Origin of the sequence: Bacteroides caecigallinarum, assembly GCF_016901995.1 — a bacterium.
GTDB classification, from domain to species: domain Bacteria; phylum Bacteroidota; class Bacteroidia; order Bacteroidales; family Bacteroidaceae; genus Phocaeicola; species Phocaeicola cellulolyticus.
On record NZ_JACJLE010000053.1, the window covers coordinates 1 to 23,393 of the forward strand.

At 37.6% G+C, this 23,393-nt stretch carries 21 protein-coding genes; 5 read left to right on the top strand and 16 right to left on the bottom strand.

Features of this window, described 5'->3' with window-relative positions; genetic code table 11:
- Nucleotides 1-201 precede the first annotated feature (201 nt).
- Together H6A61_RS12790 and H6A61_RS12795 are read right to left on the bottom strand one after the other, a co-directional pair.
- Nucleotides 202-1,626 (bottom strand): tetratricopeptide repeat protein, encoded by a 1,425-nt coding sequence (locus H6A61_RS12790; protein ID WP_204394138.1) that lies wholly within the window; start codon nucleotides 1,624-1,626, stop codon nucleotides 202-204.
- Between the two features lie 10 nt (nucleotides 1,627-1,636).
- A complete protein-coding gene (locus H6A61_RS12795; protein WP_204394140.1) occupies nucleotides 1,637-3,088 on the bottom strand; it encodes an ATP-binding protein in 1,452 nt (483 codons plus the stop codon).
- Between the two features lie 370 nt (nucleotides 3,089-3,458).
- On the opposite strand from H6A61_RS12795, the gene H6A61_RS12800 reads away from it, so the two are divergent.
- From H6A61_RS12800 to H6A61_RS12810, 3 genes are all read left to right on the top strand, one after another.
- Entirely contained in the window at nucleotides 3,459-3,596 is a 138-nt protein-coding gene (locus H6A61_RS12800) for a hypothetical protein (RefSeq protein ID WP_204394142.1), read from the top strand.
- A gap of 389 nt (nucleotides 3,597-3,985) precedes the next feature.
- The gene (locus tag H6A61_RS12805; protein ID WP_204394174.1) at nucleotides 3,986-4,300 is read left to right on the top strand and encodes a HepT-like ribonuclease domain-containing protein; all 315 of its coding nucleotides are present in this window, start codon (nucleotides 3,986-3,988) and stop codon (nucleotides 4,298-4,300) included.
- Between the two features lie 42 nt (nucleotides 4,301-4,342).
- Complete coding sequence (locus H6A61_RS12810; RefSeq protein WP_204394144.1) at nucleotides 4,343-4,783, top strand: hypothetical protein; 441 nt, start codon at nucleotides 4,343-4,345, stop codon at nucleotides 4,781-4,783.
- A gap of 98 nt (nucleotides 4,784-4,881) precedes the next feature.
- Here the strand turns inward: H6A61_RS12810 and H6A61_RS12815 are convergent, their stop codons facing one another.
- The 5 genes from H6A61_RS12815 to H6A61_RS12835 form a co-directional block, all read right to left on the bottom strand.
- Nucleotides 4,882-5,217, bottom strand: coding sequence for a hypothetical protein (locus tag H6A61_RS12815; RefSeq protein WP_204394146.1), 336 nt, complete (start codon nucleotides 5,215-5,217; stop codon nucleotides 4,882-4,884).
- A 39-nt stretch (nucleotides 5,218-5,256) separates the two neighbouring features.
- Complete coding sequence (gene trxA, locus H6A61_RS12820) at nucleotides 5,257-5,571, bottom strand: thioredoxin (RefSeq protein WP_204394148.1); 315 nt, start codon at nucleotides 5,569-5,571, stop codon at nucleotides 5,257-5,259.
- A gap of 62 nt (nucleotides 5,572-5,633) precedes the next feature.
- Complete coding sequence (gene dnaE, locus H6A61_RS12825) at nucleotides 5,634-9,431, bottom strand: DNA polymerase III subunit alpha (RefSeq protein ID WP_204394150.1); 3,798 nt, start codon at nucleotides 9,429-9,431, stop codon at nucleotides 5,634-5,636.
- 19 nt (nucleotides 9,432-9,450) lie between these two features.
- Nucleotides 9,451-10,554: a methylmalonyl Co-A mutase-associated GTPase MeaB gene (gene meaB, locus H6A61_RS12830; protein ID WP_204394152.1), complete on the bottom strand. Its 1,104-nt coding sequence runs from the start codon at nucleotides 10,552-10,554 to the stop codon at nucleotides 9,451-9,453.
- A gap of 57 nt (nucleotides 10,555-10,611) precedes the next feature.
- Nucleotides 10,612-11,688 carry a DUF1573 domain-containing protein gene (locus H6A61_RS12835; RefSeq protein ID WP_204394154.1) on the bottom strand — a complete coding sequence of 359 codons (1,077 nt, stop codon included), beginning with the start codon at nucleotides 11,686-11,688 and terminating at the stop codon, nucleotides 10,612-10,614.
- A gap of 275 nt (nucleotides 11,689-11,963) precedes the next feature.
- Here H6A61_RS12835 and H6A61_RS12840 point away from each other — a divergent pair, with 275 nt between their 5' ends.
- Nucleotides 11,964-13,331, top strand: a complete 1,368-nt coding sequence (locus tag H6A61_RS12840) for a sigma-54-dependent transcriptional regulator (RefSeq protein ID WP_204394156.1) — start codon at nucleotides 11,964-11,966, stop codon at nucleotides 13,329-13,331.
- Between the two features lie 308 nt (nucleotides 13,332-13,639).
- Here the strand turns inward: H6A61_RS12840 and H6A61_RS12845 are convergent, their stop codons facing one another.
- The 4 genes from H6A61_RS12845 to H6A61_RS12860 form a co-directional block, all read right to left on the bottom strand.
- On the bottom strand, nucleotides 13,640-14,308 hold the full coding sequence (locus tag H6A61_RS12845) for an RluA family pseudouridine synthase (RefSeq protein WP_204394158.1): 669 nt from the start codon (nucleotides 14,306-14,308) through the stop codon (nucleotides 13,640-13,642).
- Between the two features lie 81 nt (nucleotides 14,309-14,389).
- Nucleotides 14,390-15,136, bottom strand: a complete 747-nt coding sequence (gene fabG / locus H6A61_RS12850) for a 3-oxoacyl-[acyl-carrier-protein] reductase (RefSeq protein WP_154045094.1) — start codon at nucleotides 15,134-15,136, stop codon at nucleotides 14,390-14,392.
- 33 nt (nucleotides 15,137-15,169) lie between these two features.
- A complete protein-coding gene (locus H6A61_RS12855; protein ID WP_204394160.1) occupies nucleotides 15,170-15,763 on the bottom strand; it encodes a TetR/AcrR family transcriptional regulator in 594 nt (197 codons plus the stop codon).
- Nucleotides 15,764-16,236: 473 nt separating this feature from the next.
- On the bottom strand, nucleotides 16,237-18,078 hold the full coding sequence (locus tag H6A61_RS12860) for an IdeS/Mac family cysteine endopeptidase (RefSeq protein WP_204394162.1): 1,842 nt from the start codon (nucleotides 18,076-18,078) through the stop codon (nucleotides 16,237-16,239).
- 133 nt (nucleotides 18,079-18,211) lie between these two features.
- Between H6A61_RS12860 and H6A61_RS12865 the strand changes: the two genes are divergently transcribed.
- Nucleotides 18,212-19,438 carry an IS4 family transposase gene (locus tag H6A61_RS12865; protein WP_204394164.1) on the top strand — a complete coding sequence of 409 codons (1,227 nt, stop codon included), beginning with the start codon at nucleotides 18,212-18,214 and terminating at the stop codon, nucleotides 19,436-19,438.
- A 656-nt stretch (nucleotides 19,439-20,094) separates the two neighbouring features.
- Here the strand turns inward: H6A61_RS12865 and H6A61_RS12870 are convergent.
- From H6A61_RS12870 to H6A61_RS12890, 5 genes are all read right to left on the bottom strand, one after another.
- The gene (locus H6A61_RS12870; protein WP_002558131.1) at nucleotides 20,095-20,316 is read right to left on the bottom strand and encodes a DUF2795 domain-containing protein; all 222 of its coding nucleotides are present in this window, start codon (nucleotides 20,314-20,316) and stop codon (nucleotides 20,095-20,097) included.
- 63 nt (nucleotides 20,317-20,379) lie between these two features.
- Nucleotides 20,380-20,949 (bottom strand): cob(I)yrinic acid a,c-diamide adenosyltransferase, encoded by a 570-nt coding sequence (locus H6A61_RS12875; RefSeq protein ID WP_204394166.1) that lies wholly within the window; start codon nucleotides 20,947-20,949, stop codon nucleotides 20,380-20,382.
- Between the two features lie 53 nt (nucleotides 20,950-21,002).
- Nucleotides 21,003-21,686: a hypothetical protein gene (locus tag H6A61_RS12880; RefSeq protein ID WP_204394168.1), complete on the bottom strand. Its 684-nt coding sequence runs from the start codon at nucleotides 21,684-21,686 to the stop codon at nucleotides 21,003-21,005.
- Nucleotides 21,687-21,804: 118 nt separating this feature from the next.
- Nucleotides 21,805-22,752, bottom strand: coding sequence for an acyltransferase family protein (locus H6A61_RS12885; RefSeq protein WP_204394170.1), 948 nt, complete (start codon nucleotides 22,750-22,752; stop codon nucleotides 21,805-21,807).
- 18 nt (nucleotides 22,753-22,770) lie between these two features.
- Nucleotides 22,771-23,205 carry a GNAT family N-acetyltransferase gene (locus tag H6A61_RS12890; RefSeq protein WP_204394172.1) on the bottom strand — a complete coding sequence of 145 codons (435 nt, stop codon included), beginning with the start codon at nucleotides 23,203-23,205 and terminating at the stop codon, nucleotides 22,771-22,773.
- Nucleotides 23,206-23,393 lie beyond the last annotated feature (188 nt).

Genomic DNA, 23,393 nt, shown 5'->3' on the forward strand with positions numbered 1-23,393 from the left:
AAAAGGGCCGCATCATTACTCAATACAGAGTTTGATACGGCCCCTTTTAAATATTATAGTTATAATCTGTAACTTTAGGGAGTAGTCATTTTAGTTTTGACACACCCTCGATGTAGTATATTCCTATATTTCAACGAGTTGCAATTTTGATACTCTGTTTTTTCTATTCTGTCATTTTGCACTCTCTTCTCAACACAATTTTCAGGCAAATTCTTTGAGGAAGTGCTCCTTGTTTTCATAGGAACTTTGCATAATCTCTCTTTTCAGCCTTGACTTGCGATTATAGACGACAGGCAGGGATTCTCCTATCAGAATACTGATTGCTCTGGATGAAAACTTGACCACAACATACAGGAACAACTGAAAATCTTCCGGCTTCATATCGGGATATGCAGAACGGAATTCCGACATCAGACCTGACTTGTATTTATCTACAAATCTCTCCAATTCGACAATCGTCTTTTTATCCTCTCTAAGATTCGATATGCTGTTGATTACATTGCTGTATATCTTGGCTTTTTCCGATGTCGAACCTTGATAAACATAGTATGTATTACACAATTCATCTATGTACTTAAACTTCTCTTCAAATAATTGGTTTACCGATTCCTTAAGCATACCGCAGTCGTTCTCTGATACATTCAGGATATTACGGATATTTTCAGCCTCCAGCATTTTCATCTCCATCTCTTTGCGATAAGCCTTTGTATGCAGATAGTAGAATCCGGACAGAGATAATATCAATATCACTGCAATCAGGATTATTACTATTTTACTGTTTCGCTCGTGTCGAAGTTCAGTTTCAGCCTTGTAGTCTTCGTATATGTGATAGTTGGCAACGGTCTGTGCCAAATACTGATTTACAATCTGACCTCTCAGGCTATCTTGTATAAAAGGTTTATCTTCTCGCTCTATGACCTCTGTTCTTGTGAACCCTTTTCCCGGAAGATTGATGACCAAATATAGTTTATCATCGTCCGCAATATGTTTTCTGTAAATATTGGCACTATCCAATTGCCCTAATTTGAAGTACGACAATGACAAATTTGAGTAATCTTCTGGAGTGGGAGTATCAACAATATCCATCAGATGAAGCAAGGTCGTTTTGGCTTCATTGTACTTGTTGCTCTGTATGTATGAATTAGCAAGCAGTCTTGTAGCCCTTTGTTGCAGGAGCGTGTCACTTTTGACAGATGCAATCTCTGCTAATTGACCCGATAGAGCGATGCTGTTGGAGTAATCCTTATTATTGAAATAAGCATTCGCCAAATGCTCCAATCCCCGATTGATATAATCTGTTTTTTCTGAACCTACAAAACAATCATACGACATACGCGAATAGTTTTGTGCCTCTACAGAATTATATACTTTGCTATAAATATCGGAAACAGAACGGTAGATTTCTCCTAAAAAGAGTTTGTCATCCAGTTCTTTTGCCAATTTTTCTGCATTGAAGAAACTGATTATACTTGCGGCATATTCTCCTGAATCACTCTGTGTCATGCCCAAAGAATAGAAACTTGTCATTTCAACTCTCATATTTTCTTCTTTATTCTCATAACCACAAGACACACTGATTATAAGCAGTGCTGACAAGAAAAGTATATGCTTAAGACTTTGTTTCATTTCTATTAATTTATGCCCACCAAGGAACATATTTTCGGTATTTAGGAGATGCTTTAGAATCGAGCAATTTTATTAGCCCCTCTTCTACCGCAGCTTTAATTAGTCTTGAAATACTTGCTGCCGATGTTTCAGGCATATTAAATCTTTCACGAAGAGATAGGTTAGTCAATGAAGAATCTTGAAGATATTGTACACAAGCATGTAGGTAACACGACCACATTCTGTCATCGACACTCATATTCGCAAAATCTATTTTAGTACGCAAGGTAACTTTTGTATTTTCTTCATATATGTTAATCGCAGGAGCTGGCAGGAACATTGATTCACTATCTGTTACCATTCTATCCCAACCTGAGCCCAATTCCTCACACATCTTCATGCGGTGCATTAAAGAAGAAAGTATTTCGTTGCGAGATTTCGGAGGATTGTCCACTATTCGCTTTATGTTGACTAACGGAGTGCCAGGATTTGTAATCTCTATGCGAGAATCAAATATCTCTACCAGTAGGGAAGAGCCACTGATATCCGCTTGTTGATGAATCAGAGCATTTGCAACAGCTTCTCTAATCGCCTTCATAGAATATGGCATTATCGTTTTTCGGAGTGGAGTTTCTAAATCCTCTTTACTTGGTATCAGAGCCTCAATATAATCAATCGCATTTTTGAAACAGATAACATAGCCTTCATTAAATACCCGTTCCTTTAATATATTAGCTCGTGATGAACCTTCGTATCTTACAACCCTCAATGCCTTACGGGATAAAGTGCCGAAATCTGATAAATTTTTAGCCAATAACATCGCCCCTAGATTTGTAATAGAAAATTTACCATCATCCTGTTTGATTAAAATTCTATCTTGAAGAAGATTATATGAAACACTTTCATAATTAGACGGCTGTGGAATACCTAGAGCATCAAAGTATGCTGAAAAACTAATCAGTGCCAAAGCCTCAGAAAGTTCCAAAGAAGTTTTCGCAGCAATTTCTTCATAAGCCGCAGTGCGTAAAACGTGCCACAATTTTTCCTCCAGTATCGGGAATTCGCTTAGTTTCTTCGTGTATGTGCCGCTCTTGATATATGGTGTCTTTTCAAATGTGACAGGTACACGTATAGCCTTGCGGACAGAGATAACACCTACTGTTTTACCCTCAATCTCACAACTGTCATATCTAAACTCGGCGTTATTAGAAAGAAGATATCTAAGCCAATTCTCTAACTCTTGGTTTCCTTTTTTTAGGGACTGAAGATCATAATCAGTGCCTACAATTTCATGTGTTTCATCGTGAACACCCCAAACCATATAGCCAAAGTCATGAGATTCAATAGCCGCACTATTTGCCAAAGCTGAAAGTGTTCGGCCTATCATTTCCGGATCATAGTTATTATGTTTGAATTCAATCCAAGGCTTCTCATTATCATAAGAACGCAATTCTTGAACAAGCGATGCAATGTTATTATCCATAATGGTTAAAAATTTAATGCAAAAATAACAGTCTTTTTATCCACCAGCAAATAATGAGCAAATAAAAAGCAAGTGATTTTTTTGATAAGAATACCATTTAATGCCTTTCTAATGCGTATAAAATATATTGAAAAGCACGTAGCGGCAAATTATCGGCAAGTTAGGAGCAAGTAAAGATGTTTGTTGTATCAAGCAATTCAGAAGCAAGTAAAAACAAAATACGTCATTTACGTATTATACTGATATTAAACGCTTTACGAAAAGCGAGCCATATTTTTGCGGCTTTCCAGCAAATTAGGGGCAAATAAGATATTTACTTATCAGTCGTCTATCCCTTATGTCGGATGCAAAGGTCGCCAACCTCATTTGAATGTATAAAGGTCAAGCGGTAAACCGTTTTGGACAGTTTCTTCCTCCGTTGGATAGTAAACTGCCCAAAAACCTTTCTCCATTCATCGGCTTGCTTGGAACTGCATCCGGCAACGGAGATAAACGACTGACGAAATAGTAAAAACAACAATAGCGTGAGAAATAGGTCTTCAACCTACCTCACACACCATTCTTTTTTCTTTTGGAGGACTATTTATTAAGGTATAAAGAAATAGGGCAAACAGCAGACTGCACTCCCTACAAAATAATAGAATTTTGAGCAGTGCTTTCCTTTGTCATTGTTCGAAAATGTCGTACCTTTGCACAAGCCTTTTGCCAAAGGGCAGGGCGATGTGGATAATGGGAAAATTAGCCATCAAAAATGCTGAAAAGAGAAGAAATACCGTTTATTGATACCTCAAAACAGGATAAAATCAATAAAATCGTTAAATTTTCACCCTTTAGAATGCACCCTTAAAGGTATATGACATATTTCTGACTTATTACGCACAAAATATTGAGTAATAACTGGTTGCAAATATTGCCATTGAAGAAATAGAAAATTTCTTCGGTGATAAATCTAAACAATTTGACGATTTTTATAGTAATCTCTGTTTAAGACGTGCCACTGAGAGCAATATAGAGATTATAGGTGAAGCAATGAATCGAATCTTAAAGATTGATAGAAACATAGCTGTTACCAATTCACGCAAAATTGTTGATGCAAGGAATTATATCATTCATGAATATTACAGTTTATCTGTTGATATACTTTGGAGTACGGTTATTAATCATCTGCCGAAACCGAAAGATGAAGTAATGGCTTTATTAGATAATGAGTGATACTCTTATTGATACAGAAACAAAATTAAGATAGAGTAATATATGAAAACTTTCAGTTCACAAATGTCGGAAAAGGCAAAGGGTTGTGTATGGATGTCCATGATGTATTCTGTCACGGCGATAGTATTATGTATTGTTCTGGTACTATTGTCAGAAAGAAACGTTGACAATCTCATTCCATTCATATCATGTTTCATTTTCATGGCTCTATCGTCATGCATTCGCATTTATCATATAGAATACAGCATAGCTGATGAATATCTCAACATCAGAGATTTCAAATACAGATCCATCAATATATTCGACATAAAGGAAATAACAGTTCTGAAAGAGAAGAAAAGATTCACTCTGAACATTCCGTATGATACTGTTTTAATCGAGAAAAGCGGAAAGAAAACATATATCTCTCCGGAGAACAGGGATATGATGCTTGAAATCATAAAAGGAATTAATCCGGAAATCACTTTTTCTTCTCGCTCATAAAGGATATATGAATATTTAAATAGGAAAGGCCATAATACAAAAAAAATGCTTCAAGATTTTTCATTTACCTTGAAGCATTTCTTTATATGTAATTCTTTTTATTCTACACAACCCAACTGGTTTCCATATTCCATTTCGCCCTGAACTACGAAGAACACATCATCCGGTTCGTAAGGTCCCATACCGTCTTCGGCAGATTCCTTAATTATATAATTAACAATCTCATCCTGGTCGATATTAATATATCCTTCTTCATCCGGCTGAGCGTCAAGACATCCGCTGTTTGTATAATATTCCACTATAAGGTCGAATATATAATACAAATCATCGTCTGTGAACTTTTCTTTCAAGTCCTGAGGCAAATAGTTCTTGATAAACTCAATTGTTTTTTCATCATCCTCGTCTTCCAACAAGAAATCGTTGTCTGTAGCCATAGTTGTCAGTATTTAATGATTAATAAAAGTCCGTTACCATCAGAGGATAGCTTTCAGTTTTTCAGCCAAAGCCTGCTTGGTAGTTGCACCAACCTGTTTTTCAACTACTTCGCCGTTCTTGATGAAAAGTACTGTAGGTATGTTACGTACTCCAAACTGTGCAGGAAGATCTGAGTTTTCGTCAACATCACATTTACCGATGTTTACTGTATCCTTATACTCTTCTGCAAGTTCTTCAATATATGGAGCAATCTGCTTGCATGGACCACACCATGTTGCCCAAAAGTCCAATACTACAGGTTTACCCTCTGCCATTATCTCTTCAAAATTCTGATCTGTAATGTTAAGTGCCATTTTTATTTAAGTTTTAAGTTTATTAAATCCTATGTTTATAATTTACTCACGACAAATATAGATTAATTTATTTTATAGTCCAACTGTGACTGGGATTTTAAATAATTAATCAAATCTTTTTGTACAGAAACCTTGATGGAACGTGAAGAAAGATTTACATACATCTGTCCGTCATCGTCCATAATGTAGAACAACAGTTCCGCATTTCCAGGATTCTGTTTCACAATGGAACCGAACTCCGTGATAAATTCATCGTCTATAGATGAAAGCGGAGCCTTGACGGTTATTCTCTCAATTACTTTCTCCTTGACATCAGGCAAAAGCTCTATCGTATTGATTTTAACTTCCCACTCGTCCTGTTTCCATTGTTTTGGCTGACATTTGCCATGCATATATAAAAACATTCCTTCGCTGAAAAAGTTTTTCTTTTCTACCCATTCATTGCCAAAAAATGCAAATTCTGCTACTCCGGAATAGTCTTCGACCTTTGCAATACCGTATGGCTTTCCGTTTTTGGTATATCCCTCACGCACTCCGGTAACTATTCCACCGAGTATGAGATCTCTGTTCTGCAGAGGTACCAAATCCGCCAGTTCGTCCATATGTACATTACAAACATTCTCCAGTACTACTGCATATTCATCCAACGGATGGGCAGAAAGATATATTCCCACAAGTTCGCGCTCGCGGTTAAGTCGTTCCAAGTCGCTCCATGCAGGTGCAGGAATTATTTCAGGTGTAGCAATCTCTACAGCCATCTCACCTCCGAACAAAGAGTTAGTGGCAGCAGCCTTGTCAACCTGATATTTGTTTCCATATCTTACAAGGACTTCCACAAATGTTTCTTCTTTTGCGTTCTTCACAAAGAAATCTTCACGCTTTATTCCATGGAAACTGTCAAAACCTCCTGCCAAAGCAAGGTTTTCTATATTCTTTCTGTTGCATGAAGAAAGATTCACTCGCTGAACAAAATCAAATATATTCTTGTATTCGCCATTTTTTCTACGTTCTTCCAGAATACACTGTACAGCAGATTCTCCCACTCCTTTAACTGCCCCCATACCGAAACGTATGTCACCGCGACTGTTTACAGAGAATTTCAGCTCACTTTCATTCACGTCTGGGCCTAAGACCTTAATACCTGTAGCCTTACATTCGTCCATCAGTTTTGTGATTTCAGTAATGTTGGCAATATTTCGGCTCATTGTAGCAGCCATGTATTCCGAAGGATAGTTAGCCTTCAGATATGCGGTCTGATAAGCAACCCACGAATAACATGTGGCATGAGACTTATTGAAGGCATAAGAAGCAAACTTTTCCCAGTCGGCCCAAATTTTTTCAAGTACTTGAGGGTCATGACCGTTTTTCTTTCCACCTTCGATAAACTTAGGTTTCATGTGATCCAGCTTGTCACGGAGCTTCTTACCCATCGCCTTACGGAGGGCATCAGACTCACCACGTGTAAAGTCGGCAAGCAGACGCGACAAAAGCATGACCTGCTCCTGATATACCGTAATACCGTAAGTATCCTTAAGGTATTTCTCCATGATTGGTATATCATATTCTATAGGTTTACGTCCATGCTTACGGTCGATAAAGTCAGGGATGTAATCCATAGGTCCCGGACGGTATAGCGCATTCATGGCAATAAGGTCCTCGAATGTTGATGGTTCCAGCTCACGCAGATACTTCTGCATTCCGGCAGATTCGAACTGGAATGTTCCGATTGTACGTCCGTCACCATACAGCTTATATGTGGCAGGGTCGTCTATCGGTATTTCGTCAATATTCAATATTATACCCTTGCTATGCTTTATATTTTCCAGTGCTTCCTTTATGATGGAAAGTGTCTTCAGTCCAAGGAAGTCCATCTTGATAAGACCGGTATCCTCGATTACAGAACCTTCATACTGGGTGACAAGCATCTTCTCGCCTGTTTCCTTATCATCGGCCGTACTTACAGGTACCCAATCGGTGATGTCGTCACGGCAAATGATAGTACCGCAGGCATGCACACCGGTATTTCGTACGTTACCCTCAAGCATCTTCGCATACTTGATGGTATCTCTCAAAATAGGGTCGGTAGAAACTTCGGCAGCCTGAAGTTCAGGTACGTATGCTATAGCATTAGGAAGATTCAGTTTCTTGTCAGGAATCTTGTCAGGAACCAGCTTACACAGTCTGTCCGATTCCGATAACGGAAGTTTCTGCACACGTGCCACATCCTTGATAGCCAATTTAGTGGCCATTGTACCGTATGTGATGATATGTGCAACCTTTTCCTGTCCGTATTTCTCTGTTACCCAATTCAGGACACGTCCACGTCCGTCATCATCGAAGTCAACATCGATATCAGGAAGAGAGATACGGTCCGGATTAAGGAAACGCTCAAACAGAAGGTCGTACTTGATAGGGTCAATCTGTGTAATACCAAGACAGTATGCCACAGCCGATCCTGCTGCAGATCCACGTCCCGGACCTACAGACACATCAAGCTTGTTTCTTGCGGCAGAGATAAAATCCTGCACAATAAGGAAGTAACCAGGGAAACCCATGGTCTTCATAATATGCAACTCAAACTTTATTCGCTCGCTTACTTCTTCATTGAGAACCTCACCATAACGACGTTTCGCTCCGTCGTATGCCAGTTTTGCCAGATAATCGGCTTCAAGCTTGATACGGTATAATTTCTCATAACCGCCGAGCCTCTTGATTTTGGCATTAGCCGAAGCCTCATCCATTACAACATTACCGTTCTCATCCTGAGTAAACTCGTCAAACAAGTCTTTTTCAGTAAATTTCTTACGGTATTCCTCCTCTGTTCCGAATTCTTCCGGAATAGCGAAGGTAGGCATAATAGGCGGATTGTCAATAGAATAGAATTCTACGCTATTGCATATATCAACAGTATTTGAAAGCGCTTCAGGTACGTCGGCAAAGATTTCGTTCATCTCTTCACGAGTCTTCATCCATTCCTGCTTGGTATATAGCATACGGTTAGGGTCGTCAAGATCCTTTCCTGTACTAAGACAGATAAGACGGTCGTGAGCTTCGGCATTCTCTTCATCGACGAAGTGCACGTCGTTTGTACAGACAAGCTTTATATTATATTTCTTGGAATATTCCAGCAGTTTCGCATTTACAGTCTGCTGCAACGGATAAGCTTCATGGTTTGCTCTTTGCACAGTAGCTTTATGGCGCTGAAGCTCAAGATAATAGTCATCACCGAAAAGGTTCTTATACCAGCGTATAGCCTCTTCTGCTTCTTCAAGCTGTCCTGCCGTTATTTTTTTAGGAACTTCACCTCCAAGACAAGCAGAACAAACGATAAGTCCCTCGTGATACTTCTCCAGTTCTGCACGGTCTGTACGAGGACGCATATAAAATCCTTCTGTCCATGCTTTAGAAACGAGCTTGATAAGATTATGATACCCTTTCAGGTTCTTAGCCAATACTACAAGGTGGTAACCGCTCTGGTCTTGCTTACCATCCTTGTCTTTAAGCCCGCGGCGTGCCACATACATCTCACATCCAATAATCGGCTTGAACAGTCTGTCCTGTGCCGCCTGCAACTGTTTTCTGCATTCAGCCAGTTCTTCTTCAGGATTTTCAGACTCGGTTTCTCCTTTTTCCAGAGCAGCTATTTTCTTCTTCAAATCCTTGATTTCGCCATTTGTTCCTCCGTTTTTCTTGTTTACATAATTGAAAAACTCCTTGATACCGAACATGGCACCATGGTCAGTTACAGCAATACCCTTCATTCCATTGGCTATAGCCTTATCTACCAGCTTTGGTATAGAGGCTTGTCCGTCAAGGATTGAATATTGGGTGTGAACATGTAAATGAACAAAATCCTGCATATCTTATATAAAAATCTTTTTACTTCTTTAATTGGTTAAAATAAACATCAAGCAACTTCTTGGCTGCCGTGAACGATGTAGCCTGTCCGTTAAGGACTTCCTTTTCCTTTATTTCGAGCATATCTGCTATCAACGGATCCTGATAGAAACTGTCGCGAAGATGCTCGTTTATGGTTTCATACATCCAATACTTTGCCTGTTCGTTTCTCCTGTAATCAAAATATCCGTTCTTCTTGACAAAGTCGATATATCCATACACCATATCCCATATTTCCTTTACTCCTATATTGTAGAATCCGGAATATGTCAGAACCTGAGGTGTCCATCCTGATTCAGGAGCAGGGAAAAGATGAAGTGCGTTACGGAAATGTGCGGCAGCAAGCTTAGCCTTTTCTATATTATTTCCGTCGGCCTTGTTTATTACTATTCCGTCGGCCATTTCCATTATACCTCGCTTTATTCCCTGAAGTTCGTCACCAGTACCGGCAAGCTGTATCAACAGGAAGAAATCTACCATAGAGTGAACCGCTGTCTCACTCTGACCGACACCTACCGTTTCAACAAAAATCTTATCAAATCCGGCTGCTTCGCACAGAATTATCGTTTCGCGTGTCTTACGCGCAACTCCTCCCAACGATCCTGCTGACGGACTAGGACGAATAAATGATTTAGGATGAACGGACAGTTTCTCCATTCTGGTCTTGTCACCCAAAATACTACCTTTGGAACGCTCACTGCTAGGGTCTATTGCCAATACAGCCAGCTTACCGCCTTTTTCTTCAAGTACATGAAGCCCGAATACATCTATCGAAGTACTCTTACCGGCTCCAGGAACACCACTGATTCCGACTCTTATCGAATTGCCGGAATAAGGCAGACACTTCTCTATTACTTCCTGGGCTATAGCCTGGTGTTCAGGTCTGACACTTTCCACCAAAGTAACAGCACGGCTAAGCATGGTTATATCACCCTTTACTATACCTTCCACATATTCATCTACAGAGAACTGACGTCTTTTAGGCCTGTTTCTGAGGTTTATATAAGGATTTACAATCGAAGGCTGTTCAACTCCCTGATTGACGGTCAATCCCTTATATTCTTCGTTGTTTTCCTGATGTTCCATAATGGTAATATTTTTAAAGGTTAAAATCTCAATATCGGACAATATCCGATATATCTATTATTTCACTACTTGTGCATTTACATTAATGGTTATCTTAGGGTTCTTCGGATCATTTGTAATCATAAGTACCCTAGGTTTACCTTTTGAGCGTGACAGATTACTTGCCAGGACTGTTACCTTCATCTTTGCAGATTCACCCGGCTTGATAATATGTTTATTCAACTTGACATTCAGGGCCATAGTAAATACCTGCAAGTCCAATATCTCCAGATTAGAGTTTCCTTTATTGGTAATAATTACAGTTTGCGATTTCTTCTGTCTGGATTTCAAGCCCGGGAATTCCAAAACCTTAGAGCTTATTTCGGCTACAGGAGGATTGTTTTTATGGAATTCAGTCTGAACAGAAAAATCAGGCAACAGGACTACAGAAACAGGTATTTCATTCTCACTGCTAACTTTATCGCCCATAAATCTGGACAAGAACACTGTGGTACGTGTAATTCCAAGTTTTGGAAGTTTTTCAGTGTTAAGTGTAACCGTTATCTTTCCATTCTTTTGCGAGCCCAAAACTTCAGGCTCTGCCTTAGCCGACAAATATGGAGGCAAATGCATTAATACAGGACTATATGCCTTATTCGAGGTATTTGCCACAAGGATTTCAAACTGAGGTTTATCTCCCTTATTGACATCGTCGAACACGATTTCGTCTTCATTTGTTCTTACAGCACCGTAACTGTATTTATGTGTAAAAGCATAATCCTTCGAGTCGGCAGTAACCTCACCTGTAAAATCAAGATAAAGAGGAATGTTTGAAGCATTGCAATAGACACCTACTTCCTTATAGAATTTTCCTATAGCCTCGGCATCGAATACGGCAGTTATCTCACCTTTTGCACCAACAGCAACAGGTTCTTTGGTCCAATCAGCCTGCATGCATCCGCATGATACTGTAACGTTTGATATAACAAGAGGCTTGTCGCCGGTATTGGTAAAAGAGTATTTAACAGTCACAGGATTACGCCACAAAATATATCCTATATCCTTGGATTTACTGTCGAATGATATTTGCGGTTGAGCATTGACACACATTGCTACAGCAAACAATACACATAAAAGCGAATAGATTCTTTTCATTTTTCAAATATCTATTTTTGGAGTATAATCATACAAATACGGAAACAAAGATAGACAGAATTTTAATTCTTAACAAAAGTAGTATTGGAATAAATCATAAGAAAAAGAAAAAGTAACAAATGCCTGAACATACTATAACAGCAAACATATAACAAAAACAAAAAAAGGTATTTATGCATATATCATTAGATAATATTTATAAAAATAAGAATAGCAAAGCCAATTAGATGGAATATAAAGATTAACTTTGTAAAATAAAAAAACATCTATAATATATGATTCCGTCAATTTTAATTGTTGAAGACGACCTCACATTCTCCACAATGCTCAAGACTTGGTTGGGTAAAAAGGGCTTTGACGTAGAAACTGCAGGCGCATGCGCCAAAGCACGAAAACTAATAACATCAAGAGATTTCAGTTTGATTCTCTCTGACTTAAGACTTCCCGATCAGGACGGAATGCAACTCCTTACATGGATGAGGGAGCTAGAAATCAATACACCATTCATCATGATGACAAGCTATGGAGAAATCCAGAATGCAGTTACCGCCATGAAGCTTGGTGCAACTGACTACATAAAAAAACCTATCCAACCAGACGAACTGCTGAACAAAATAAACGAAGCACTTGGAGCTTCGACAAACAAAAAAACAGCAGACAACAAACAGGAAAACAAGAAAACGTCAAATACAGAAGAAAAGAACAGCAACTTCCTTGAAGGAGAGAGCGAAGCGGCACGTAAACTTTTCAGTTATGTCCGATTAGTGGCTCCTACGCAGATGTCTGTATTGATAAACGGTGCCAGTGGAACAGGTAAAGAATACGTGGCACACCGCATTCACCAACTCAGCAAAAGAAATGAAAAACCTTTTATAGCAATCGACTGCGGTTCCATACCCAAAGACTTGGCTGCATCCGAATTCTTCGGACATGTGAAAGGTTCATTTACCGGTGCGCTATCAGACAAGGTGGGAGCTTTTGAAGAAGCAAATGGAGGAACACTGTTCCTTGATGAAATTGGAAATCTTAGCTATGAAGTCCAAGTACAATTGCTGCGAGCTCTGCAGGAAAGAAGAATACGAAGAATCGGATCAACAAAAGAAATAGAAGTTGATGTAAGATTGGTCTGCGCGACAAATGAAAATCTGAAAGAGGCCATTGCCAAAGGTAATTTCAGAGAAGACCTATATCATCGTATAAATGAATTTACATTACGAATGCCATCCTTGAAAGAGCGACAAGAAGATATACTGCTGTTCGCAAATTTCTTTCTTGATCAGGCAAACAAGGAACTTGACAAAGACCTTATAGGTTTCGATTCGCAGGCAAGCTCTATTTTACAGAATTACTCATGGCCAGGAAACCTGAGACAACTAAAAAACATCGTCAAAAGAGCTACCCTATTGGCCAGTGGTGATTTCATTACACCTGTAGAATTGGGAGAAGAACTGACAGAACACCATTCTGATGAAATTGAAAGCGGTAAGATATTATCTACATTAAATAAGGAAGAAGCCGAGAAGCAACTGATAATTAATGCACTTAAACAAACAGGCAACAACAAATCGAAAGCTGCCGCTATACTGGGTATAGACAGAAAAACGCTATACAATAAGCTCAAACACTATAATATTCCACAATAAAGTGTAGAAAAAATACACACTTTCCACAATATATTCCACATTTGTATTCATACAGATGTGGTATATATTTTTATAAGCACCTGTTATACACAGATTTAAGCATTTATTTGGTATTTATGGCATAACATTTGCGAATATATCAGTGAATGAATAAGATTAGACTAAGCTAAACACACAAAACCCAACCCCATAGAATTGAATTTCTGAGATTGTGTATCAATATATACAAAACTACAATCTTATGATAATGAAGATGCCTATGTGTTAAAAACGGAAAAGAGCACGCTGTGAAGCATGCTCTTTTATTTTTATATACCAAAACCATTCCATAAATTTCCGGAAGGCAAGTCAGCTGTTACATCTATAATTTCTTTTGACACCGGATGTACAAATTTTACTCTACGCGAATGCAGGCAAATACTTCCATCGGGATTAGAGCGTGGAAATCCGTATTTCAAATCCCCCTTAATAGGACATCCCATCTTTGCCAACTGGCAACGTATCTGATGATGTCGTCCGGTATGCAGATTTACTTCAAGCAGAAAATAATTTTGCGAATGACCGATAAGCCTGTAATCCAAAATAGCTTTTTTGGATCCTTTCACTTCCTTATCATATGCATAGGATTTGTTCTGCTTTTCATTTTTAATCATATAATGTACCAAAGTTCCTTCTTCCGCAGCCGGCGCGTTCTTTACTATAGCCCAATAAGTTTTCTCCACTTCGCCCCGTCTGAACATATCATTCAGGCGACTCAGTGCCTTACTTGTTTTGGCAAAGACCACAAGACCACTTACAGGTCTGTCCAACCTGTGAGTAACCCCGATAAACACATTGCCTGGCTTATTATATTTCTCTTTCAAATACTGTTTTACGGTCTCGGAAAGAGGAGTATCTCCGGTTTTATCACCCTGGACAATTTCAGAGGCAGTTTTATTTACTATTATTATATGATTGTCTTCGTAAACTACAGTCATAGGAATATATTTATAAAAAAAACAGGCACAGATTTCATTATACCAACGAAGCCTGTGCCCAAACTATATCGTATATGAAAATTACATATTCATACCACCGTCAACCTGAATAACCTGACCTGAAACATATGCAGACAAGTCAGAAGCAAGATACAATGCAGTATTTGCAACATCTTCAGGAGTACCGCCACGACGCAAAGGAATACGTTTGTTCCATTCAGCCTTAACTTCATCAGAAAGCTGTGCTGTCATTTCTGTGATAATAAATCCAGGAGCGATAGCATTTGCACGGATACCACGAGAACCAAGTTCCTGAGCAATAGATTTAGCCAAACCAATCATACCTGCCTTAGATGCAGAATAGTTACACTGACCTGCATTTCCGTGTACACCTACTACAGATGCCATATTGATGATGTTACCACTCTTCTGGCGCATCATGATTGGAGTACAAGCATGAATGAAGTTGAATGCAGACTTCAAGTTTACAGCAATGACAGCATCCCATTGAGCTTCGCTCATACGCATCATCAATCCGTCTTTTGTAATACCTGCATTGTTTACAAGGATATCAATTGAACCGAATTCTTCTTTGATCTGTTCAACTACCTTTGCAGTATCTTCAAAATTTGCAGCATTCGAAGCATAACCTTTAACCTTAACACCAAAAGCTGCGATTTCTTTTTCTGTGTTCAATCCGTTTTCATCGATTACCAAATCAGTAAACGCAATGTTTGCTCCTTCTGCAGCAAACTTCAATGCTATAGCTTTACCGATACCACGAGCAGCACCAGTTACGATAGCAGTTTTTCCAGTTAATAATCCCATAATTATTTCGTTTTAAATATTACTGTCATTTTTTTAATCGTCTGCCTTACAACCTAAGGCACCGTAAACTATTTTCTTGACATATCTCCATGATGTTTCGTCATCAAGTTCTTCGGCTATCTGCCCCCTGATAAAAGGAACTTCTATACCCTTGATACAAAAATGAAGGATAGAAGCTGTAATCTCTACATCGTCAATATCAAAGATACCGGAATCTTTTCCTTCCTGAAGAATCTTCCTGAATAGAGCAACTTCCTTTATGTCAAAATCCTTTCTTTCTGCCTCTACCTTCCATATATCACGAAAGAAATCAGCCCTTAGAGTACCATTTCTATAAACGATAGTCTTAGTCGTTTCCAGATGTGTAAATATCAGTTCCAGAATTTTCTTCTCAGGCGAAATATCTTTTTGTGCTACTTTCCTCAATGTTTCATACAGCATTTCTATTTCCGCCTCAACCACAGCCATGTATATCTCTTCCTTACTCTTGAAATAAGTATAAAGAGTTCTACGCCCTTTCTTGGAAGCAATAGCAATATCATTCATAGTAGTATCCTCAACTCCTTTTTTTGCAAAAAGTTGCCTGGCTACATCCACTAGTTTGGCTCTGGTCTTTAATACTGTCATACTGTTCTATCTATTGCACACCATCTGTATCTGTGTGCAAAAATACATCTTTATATCATATTATACAAATATACAGTAAATTTTGTAGTTTTTCTATAATCTGCTTTATATGACGAGCCTCTCGAAAGTTAAGGTTTAGTGCTAATACGAAACAGCGCGACAAACAAATTTCCATTGTTTGTCGCGCTGAAAATAAAGTATTTAACCTATCTGTAGGCTATTAATATTCTTCCTCGTTGAATAAATTTATACTTATTGATTATCAATACATTATATTATCATCAATGAAATAACAACACCATCTGAGGCAATTGTGGTGAGATAAACAGGCAAATATTGATCGCTATATTTAATCATAAAATCTGCAAGTTTATTAACCTAAAGATAAGAAACTTGCAGATTTATCAAAGACTTTTATAGATTAAATTGTTGAATACCAGTAGATGAAGACATTCTTAAGGGGAGATTATGTATTATTTTTCTACAACCACATTAGGATATTTCTTTTTCCATATATCTCTTCCCAGATCAGCAGAAAATACAGAGGTAATCAGGAATTTCCCCACTCTAGTATCCGGATCCTCCGGTTTCAACTGCTGTAAATAAGTACATTCTTTACCGTAACTATCGACAGCATATACTATCTGCTGTCTGATAATCACCGCACCATTAGGATCCTGGTCCGCAAAGTTGTTGTCGCAATAGTATATATAGGCAATATCTCCTGCTTCATCATATTCGACTCCCCAAGCTGTCATAGCATGATTCCCTGTTTTGGGACCGGCAACATCAAACACATTTAAACCGATAGCCCTTTTGTTGAGGAGGGCATCTGTAACAAATGTATTGAACTGTTCTCTATCTGGGTTGTGCGGGGACCTTGCCGTCAAGGCATTATTTCTCGTGAATACTTCAGGAAGGAATCCTTTAAACCCATTGATATCGCCCCCAAGATAAGCCCCGGTAAAAAACCATTCAACTCCTTTAGGATCGTCGTTACCAAAATTCGGGAAATGATCTTTGAAGAACTGGAAAACCTCCGACCTGTTGACTGTGACATAATCTGGTTCCGGAAGAGAACCGTCCCAACTGCCAACTCCGTTAGGGTAAAGCGGTTTGAAATCATAGGACGGACGTTTGAAAGTACCTGAACCGGTCGTCACTGAAGAACCATAATCTTCATCGTATGCCGCAAGGTATTCTTTATTCAAGCACATCCACCACGACACTACATTTGATGCAGATGCCGCCCAGCACATTTGGGAATCGTCTTCATAGTTTTCATATGACTTGTTGCAGTCATACCAGCCACATCCTTCAGCCCACGTGAGATATTGCTCCTCATAGTTGCGATTGTCATATCTGATCCACTGGCCTTGAGGCAAACCATATTTCTCACCGAGCTTATATGTAGTAAGATTCTCCTTCCCCGGAAAATCAGGCACATTCAATCCATATACCCACAATGTCTTTCCAGCAAGTTCAGAATTGCCTGGTCTCAGAGTAAGGTTTATCGAGATCTGCTTTCTAGGTTCGAAAAATGTAAGCTCATTATTCTCTTCTATCTTTTCAGGAGCATTGAAATACGCTGTCTTACCCTCTGCAACGATCTGCAGAAGTCCGTCATCACCCCTGTAAGGGATCGCACTTTGAGGAATAATCACAGCGGAAAAATTTCCTTCTTCATCCTTGAATGGGGTAATCCATTTGAAATCGGTTCCACTCACTTTGACTTCACCAGTAAGCAGATTGAAATTACCCTGTGTCAGACTCCTGACTTTAACCTCTGATGAAGTTATACTGCCAGAGATAGAGACCCTGATTCTGTGAAGAGCATGCCCGAAATTCATTTCAGCTTCGTATACTCCTGATTTGACGACTGTTTTTGAAAACAGCAAATCTGAATTATAAAAACCGTCTCCAGTCTGATCTAATGCCATATCCAGCTGATAAGTCTCTGGATTCTGTTGTTCTCCGGTTGCCGGATAATGAGCAGACAAAGATATTGGTCCTTCACCAAAATCATTACGCTTCAGACGTGGCATCCACTGTCCTCCCGAATATGTAAGTTCACGATAAGAAAGACCTTTATCGCATTGAATGTAAAGCCCAACTTTATCGCCCTCTGTAAAACTTCCGGAACCATCATTTGCAAGATCAGCCCTTGTCTCCTCTTTTGAAAAAAATATATCCAAATATCCGTCATCCCTGTCCTGGTAATTATCCTGAAATTCGGAAGAACAAGAAAAGAAAGATAAAATGCTGATAAAGATACCAATGTATATATCTTTAAATATAGAAAAACATTTAACCATAAAAAAATAATATAAATGCAATTTTATTACTGTCCGATAAAAATTTTACAAAACCATAAAATTAGGGCTGACTTCATTTGCGAGGTCAGCCCATTTTCGTTAGATTTCAGTCGCCAAACAATAAAATCTAATTATGGGCAAAAGTACACATTTTAGCGGACAGCCGCTCTATTGTCAGGTGATAAAATTACTGGACAAGTCAACAATCCTTCGGTTAAGTCGTGAATATGGTGGAGAGCACTATGTAAAACGTTTCGACATATGGACTCATCTTGTCGTTATGCTCTATGCGGTCATCATGCGTTTTGATTCCTTACGTGAGATAATGGCTTCCCTACAGGCAGAATCCCGCAAACTTTGTCATTTAGGTATCAGGTTAATGCCTTCGCGCAGTACTCTTTCCGATGCCAACAGACGACGGCCGGAAATTATATTTGAGTCCATCTATCGTGACTTATACACTACATACAGAAATATACTTTCCTCGGACAGCCGCAAGAACAGGGATAAAGCCTGGATGAAGCGTCTTCAGATTATTGATTCCACCACTATCACTCTTTTCTCTAATCTCCTGTTCAAGGGTGTGGGACGTCATCCCAAGACCGGCAAGAAGAAAGGAGGTATAAAGGTACACACTGTCATACACGCCAACGAAGGAGTTCCTTCAGATATAAAGTTCACTTCGGCAGCAACCAACGATTCCTTCATGTTAAGACCGTCAGTAATGAACAAAGGTGACATAATTGCCATGGACCGTGCATACATTGATTATGAGAAACTGGAAACACTCACGCAAAGAGAAGTTATGTATGTAACAAAAATGAAGAAGAACCTGAAATACAACATTATAGAAGACTGTATGTACCAGAATGATAAAGGCTTTATGGAGGTACGTATACAAAATGTAACATTCTCAAAAATGCTGAAGGATGGTACTATTCTGAATCATCATGCCCGTATCATTACCTATGTTGATATTAAAAAGCACAAACTGGTTTCATTGCTTACAAACGATATGGAATCAGAGCCAAACGAGATTATAGAAATATATCACAAACGTTGGGAAATAGAGTTGCTATTCAAGCAAATAAAACAGAACTTTCCCTTAAAATACTTCTATGGGGAAAGTGCAAATGCGATTAAAATACAGATTTGGGTGACACTTATAGCCAATCTGTTGCTTATGGTAATGAAAAAGAAACTGACTCGTTCCTGGAGTTTCTCCGGTCTTGCAACAATGATGAGGATTACACTTATGTATTATGTAGATTTCTACAGTCTTTTCAATCATCCGGAAAAAGATTTGGAAACTCTTCTGGACGTGAGACAGAAAGAAGATTGTCAACTATCTATTTTTTGAAGGGGCTTGGAATAACAAAATAAGACTCGACCATTGAATATACAATGGCCGAGCGATATTCTTTTATATTCAATCGATTTTATCGGACAGCAATAAAATGCAATATAAATAAGGTTTCATTTAGTAGGTCGGGAGTGAGTCTTCAGACCTATTAATCTTGTGAAGATATCAATTTATATCGTAATTTATCGGCAGGCTAGCATGCCGATGAGAGTTTTTATTCGTCTGGGACAGATTACTGTCAGGATCGATCGTTTTCGGAGACCTGAAACAGGCAAGATTTCTCACTGATTGCTGTCTTTCTCATAAAACAGGATGACTGATTCATCATTGGGCATAGCCGGTATGTGGAGATGGAAGTTACCGTATTTGTCAAACAAGGTATCCTAAATTAAATGGCCCATCCCTCAATTCCACACAAACAAGTGATGTAAGTTCTATATTGAAAAATTTTAATAGTGAGGACAGAAACATAAAAATTGCAATCTTTGCCACTGCTAAATAATACAATAGGCAGGTCTCAATGAAAAAGCCTGTTTTATCAAAACAAGCCACGCCATTTGAGGCGGTTAAGCGATGTTGTCAAAACAAATTAAATCCCCGCAAATCTTACTGATTTACAGGGGTTTAATGGTATCTTTGTGCTTACAATCACACTAATATTCTTCCTCGTTGAAGAAGAAATCTTCCTTACTTGGATAATCAGGCCAAATATCTTCAATACTTTCATATATTTCACCTTCATCCTCCATTTCCTGAAGATTTTCTATTACTTCAAGTGGAGCTCCTGAACGCATAGCATAATCAATCAATTCGTCTTTTGTTGCTGGCCAAGGAGCATCCTCCAATTTTGAGGCCAATTCTAATGTCCAATACATAGCATATATATTTTTAAAAGTTTTACTTTCATTATTTGAGCCACAAATGTATAACAAAAAAATTCATTTACAAGTCTTATCCCAATAAATTTCACTTACAGATGCTAAATGATTTAATTTTCTTGACAAAACAAATAAATAATCGGACAATCTGTTTACAAAGCGTTTGCAATTAATGTCAATTTCCTGAATACTATTTTCCTCAATATCCAAAATTCTTCTTTCAGCTCTTCTGCAAATCGTTCTGCACAAGTGGCAAACTGATGACTGATATGCTCCTCCGGGAAGAATAAAACCTTTTAACGCCGGAAGAGAATCATCAATTAGATCTATTGCTTTTTCTAATTTTTCTATATCCGCATCAGATATATAAGATTCTGTTTTAAATTCTGTTTTTGCCTGTTCAGTAGCCAAATATGCACCTAAAGAGAATAATTTATGCTGAATGAATTGTAAATTGCTCTTTTCTTCAGTATCATTTATTATAGATATAAGCATACCTAAAGTTGCATTAAGTTCATCAACAGTTCCATATGCCTCTATCCGAAGATGGGTTTTCTTTACACGTGTTCCTCCTACAAGAGAAGTTGTTCCGCTATCACCAGTTTTTGTATAAATCAGACTCTTTTTCATGGTATATATATTTAAATAATGGGAATGACTGTATTCCGATTGAAAACATTATATCATAGGAAATTAACTATTCGATTTTCCTTTACTCGTTTTTTATCGAAAAAAACAATTCCTATATCATACAAATCAAATGTAACGCCGGTTCTATCGTCTTTTACTACTGTTTGCCACCATAATTTCTTATTTTTATCTTTATAAGGATAAGAAATAACCAAACAATCTCCATCAGACACATTTGATATTATTTTCTCATATACCTCTTTATAATCAGAAGTATGAGCTATATGATATAAAACAGGAGTTTCATGGGATTGCAATATATAATCGATTTTGTTTTTTTCCGAACTGCCTAAATAATAAATATTTTTTTTTGTGGTCAATAAACGTTCTACTTGTGTTTCCAACTCTCCGTCAGAATATGTATAAATACACATTTCATTATTAGCCTCAGACATGTATCTGGTTGACATTCCGGAACCAGTACCAAACTCTATTATTGTTTTGGGACGTAAAAAATTTACTAAACGAAAAAACAATTTATCAACCTTTTCTCTATGCCCTGACAAATGCGCAACTAATCGACGAAGGTGGTGTAATTGAGAATAAGCGTAAAATGGCAATTTCTCATATATTACAAATGTTATAAAGAAAAAGTCGGATGGAGAATGCACACCGTATCCACATCGCTTACGGAATCTCTTACACCAAATCCAACCTCTTAAAACTGTCTTATTCATTAGGCTATATAATGTTATTAAATTTTATTACGCTTGAAATATCATCTATTATATAACACAAAAATAGTAATACACATCAAGAATAACAAACAAAAGATTAGCTAAATATAAATCTGCGCTACTTAAAAGATTCTACTATTCTGCTTTTACCAAAGATAAAAGGTGTAATACCCAAGTAATCTATTACCATTCCTACTGAAAAACATCCACCAATGTTAATGATAAGAGATACTATCAAAAAAATCAATCCACTAGAGTCAAATGATAATACGCCAACCAATGGTTTGACCAATATAGTAAACAATGGGGAAAACAAGAATAATAATAGACTATGATTTCCAATATAATTCAAGAAGGATGATATAAAACACGGCAATACTTTATAAATAGCCAAAAGTGCAGATATAGCCAGATAAGTTATCAATATTCCTCCTATTGTAAACCTATACAGATTATCAGGATCTATAATCAAGACTAAGAAACCTACTATAGACATCCATGAAGATTTAAAGAAGGATAAAAAATCAACAGAAGACTGTCTTATTATAAATCCTAGAAGAAAATAAAACACACTTGACAAAGAAATAATACCCCAATATACAGATAATCCACATAAAACAAGCGAAGAAACTATTATTCGAGACAATAAAAAACAGTGTGACTTAAATCCTATAAAAAACAGATAACTTACAATATAACAAATTATCATCGTATGTAAATACCAATATGGCCCAATAGGCTTTAAAAACAGCTTGTTAATAAATACATCCAGTGTCAAGTTATCTATATGTTCTCTGATAGGCAAAAAAGATGCAGAAACGATATAACCGCTTTCCATTATCAGATATGGTACAGTCAACCAGAAAATTGTTTTTAAAAACCCGGATAATGGCTTTTCTATGTTCATTAAATATCCGGAAATTATAAGAAAGGCCGGTATATGAAACGTATAAACGATATTCTTAATATATGGATAACTATCTCCAATATATACAAGATGAAATGCAATCATTAACAATATGAAAATACATTTCAAAAAATCCAGTTCAGAGATTCTCTTAATCATATTGTAAAATAAACATTCTTATTTATCGAAATCCATTTTATAAACATTAGTTTCCTTTTTCTGAAAGCCAACAGATTGATAAAGTTTATTTGCCACAATCCTGGATGGTTTTGAAGTCAGCATCAGCTTTGATTTTCCGTCTTTGGAAACTATTCTGATGGCTTCCTCAACCATCCTTTTTCCCAATGATTGTCCTCTCATATCCTCAGATACTACAACGTCTTCAAGCCAATATTTTTTGCCTGTAGGAGTTATATAATGCGCCAATGTGAACATACCTACAATAATATCATCATTATAAAGAAGATAAAGATTGCTGCACTCAGAAGATATAATATTATCAAAATCTGATTTTGTAAAATATACATCTCCGGATGTTAGTTGGGAAATAAGTTTGGAAACGGATTCCAATATAAATTCCGATGATTTTTCTACCTTTTCTATATGTAACATAATTATAAGTATTTGTTTTGATAAATATACATCATATTCACCGAAAACAATGGAAAAGCAAATGAATAATTCATTAAAATAAATTGTATAAACGCAAAAAATCCCCGAAGTATCTCTACCTCGAGGATCTCTCATATAAGACGGCGACTACCTACTCTCCCACAATATGCAGTACCATCGGCGTGACG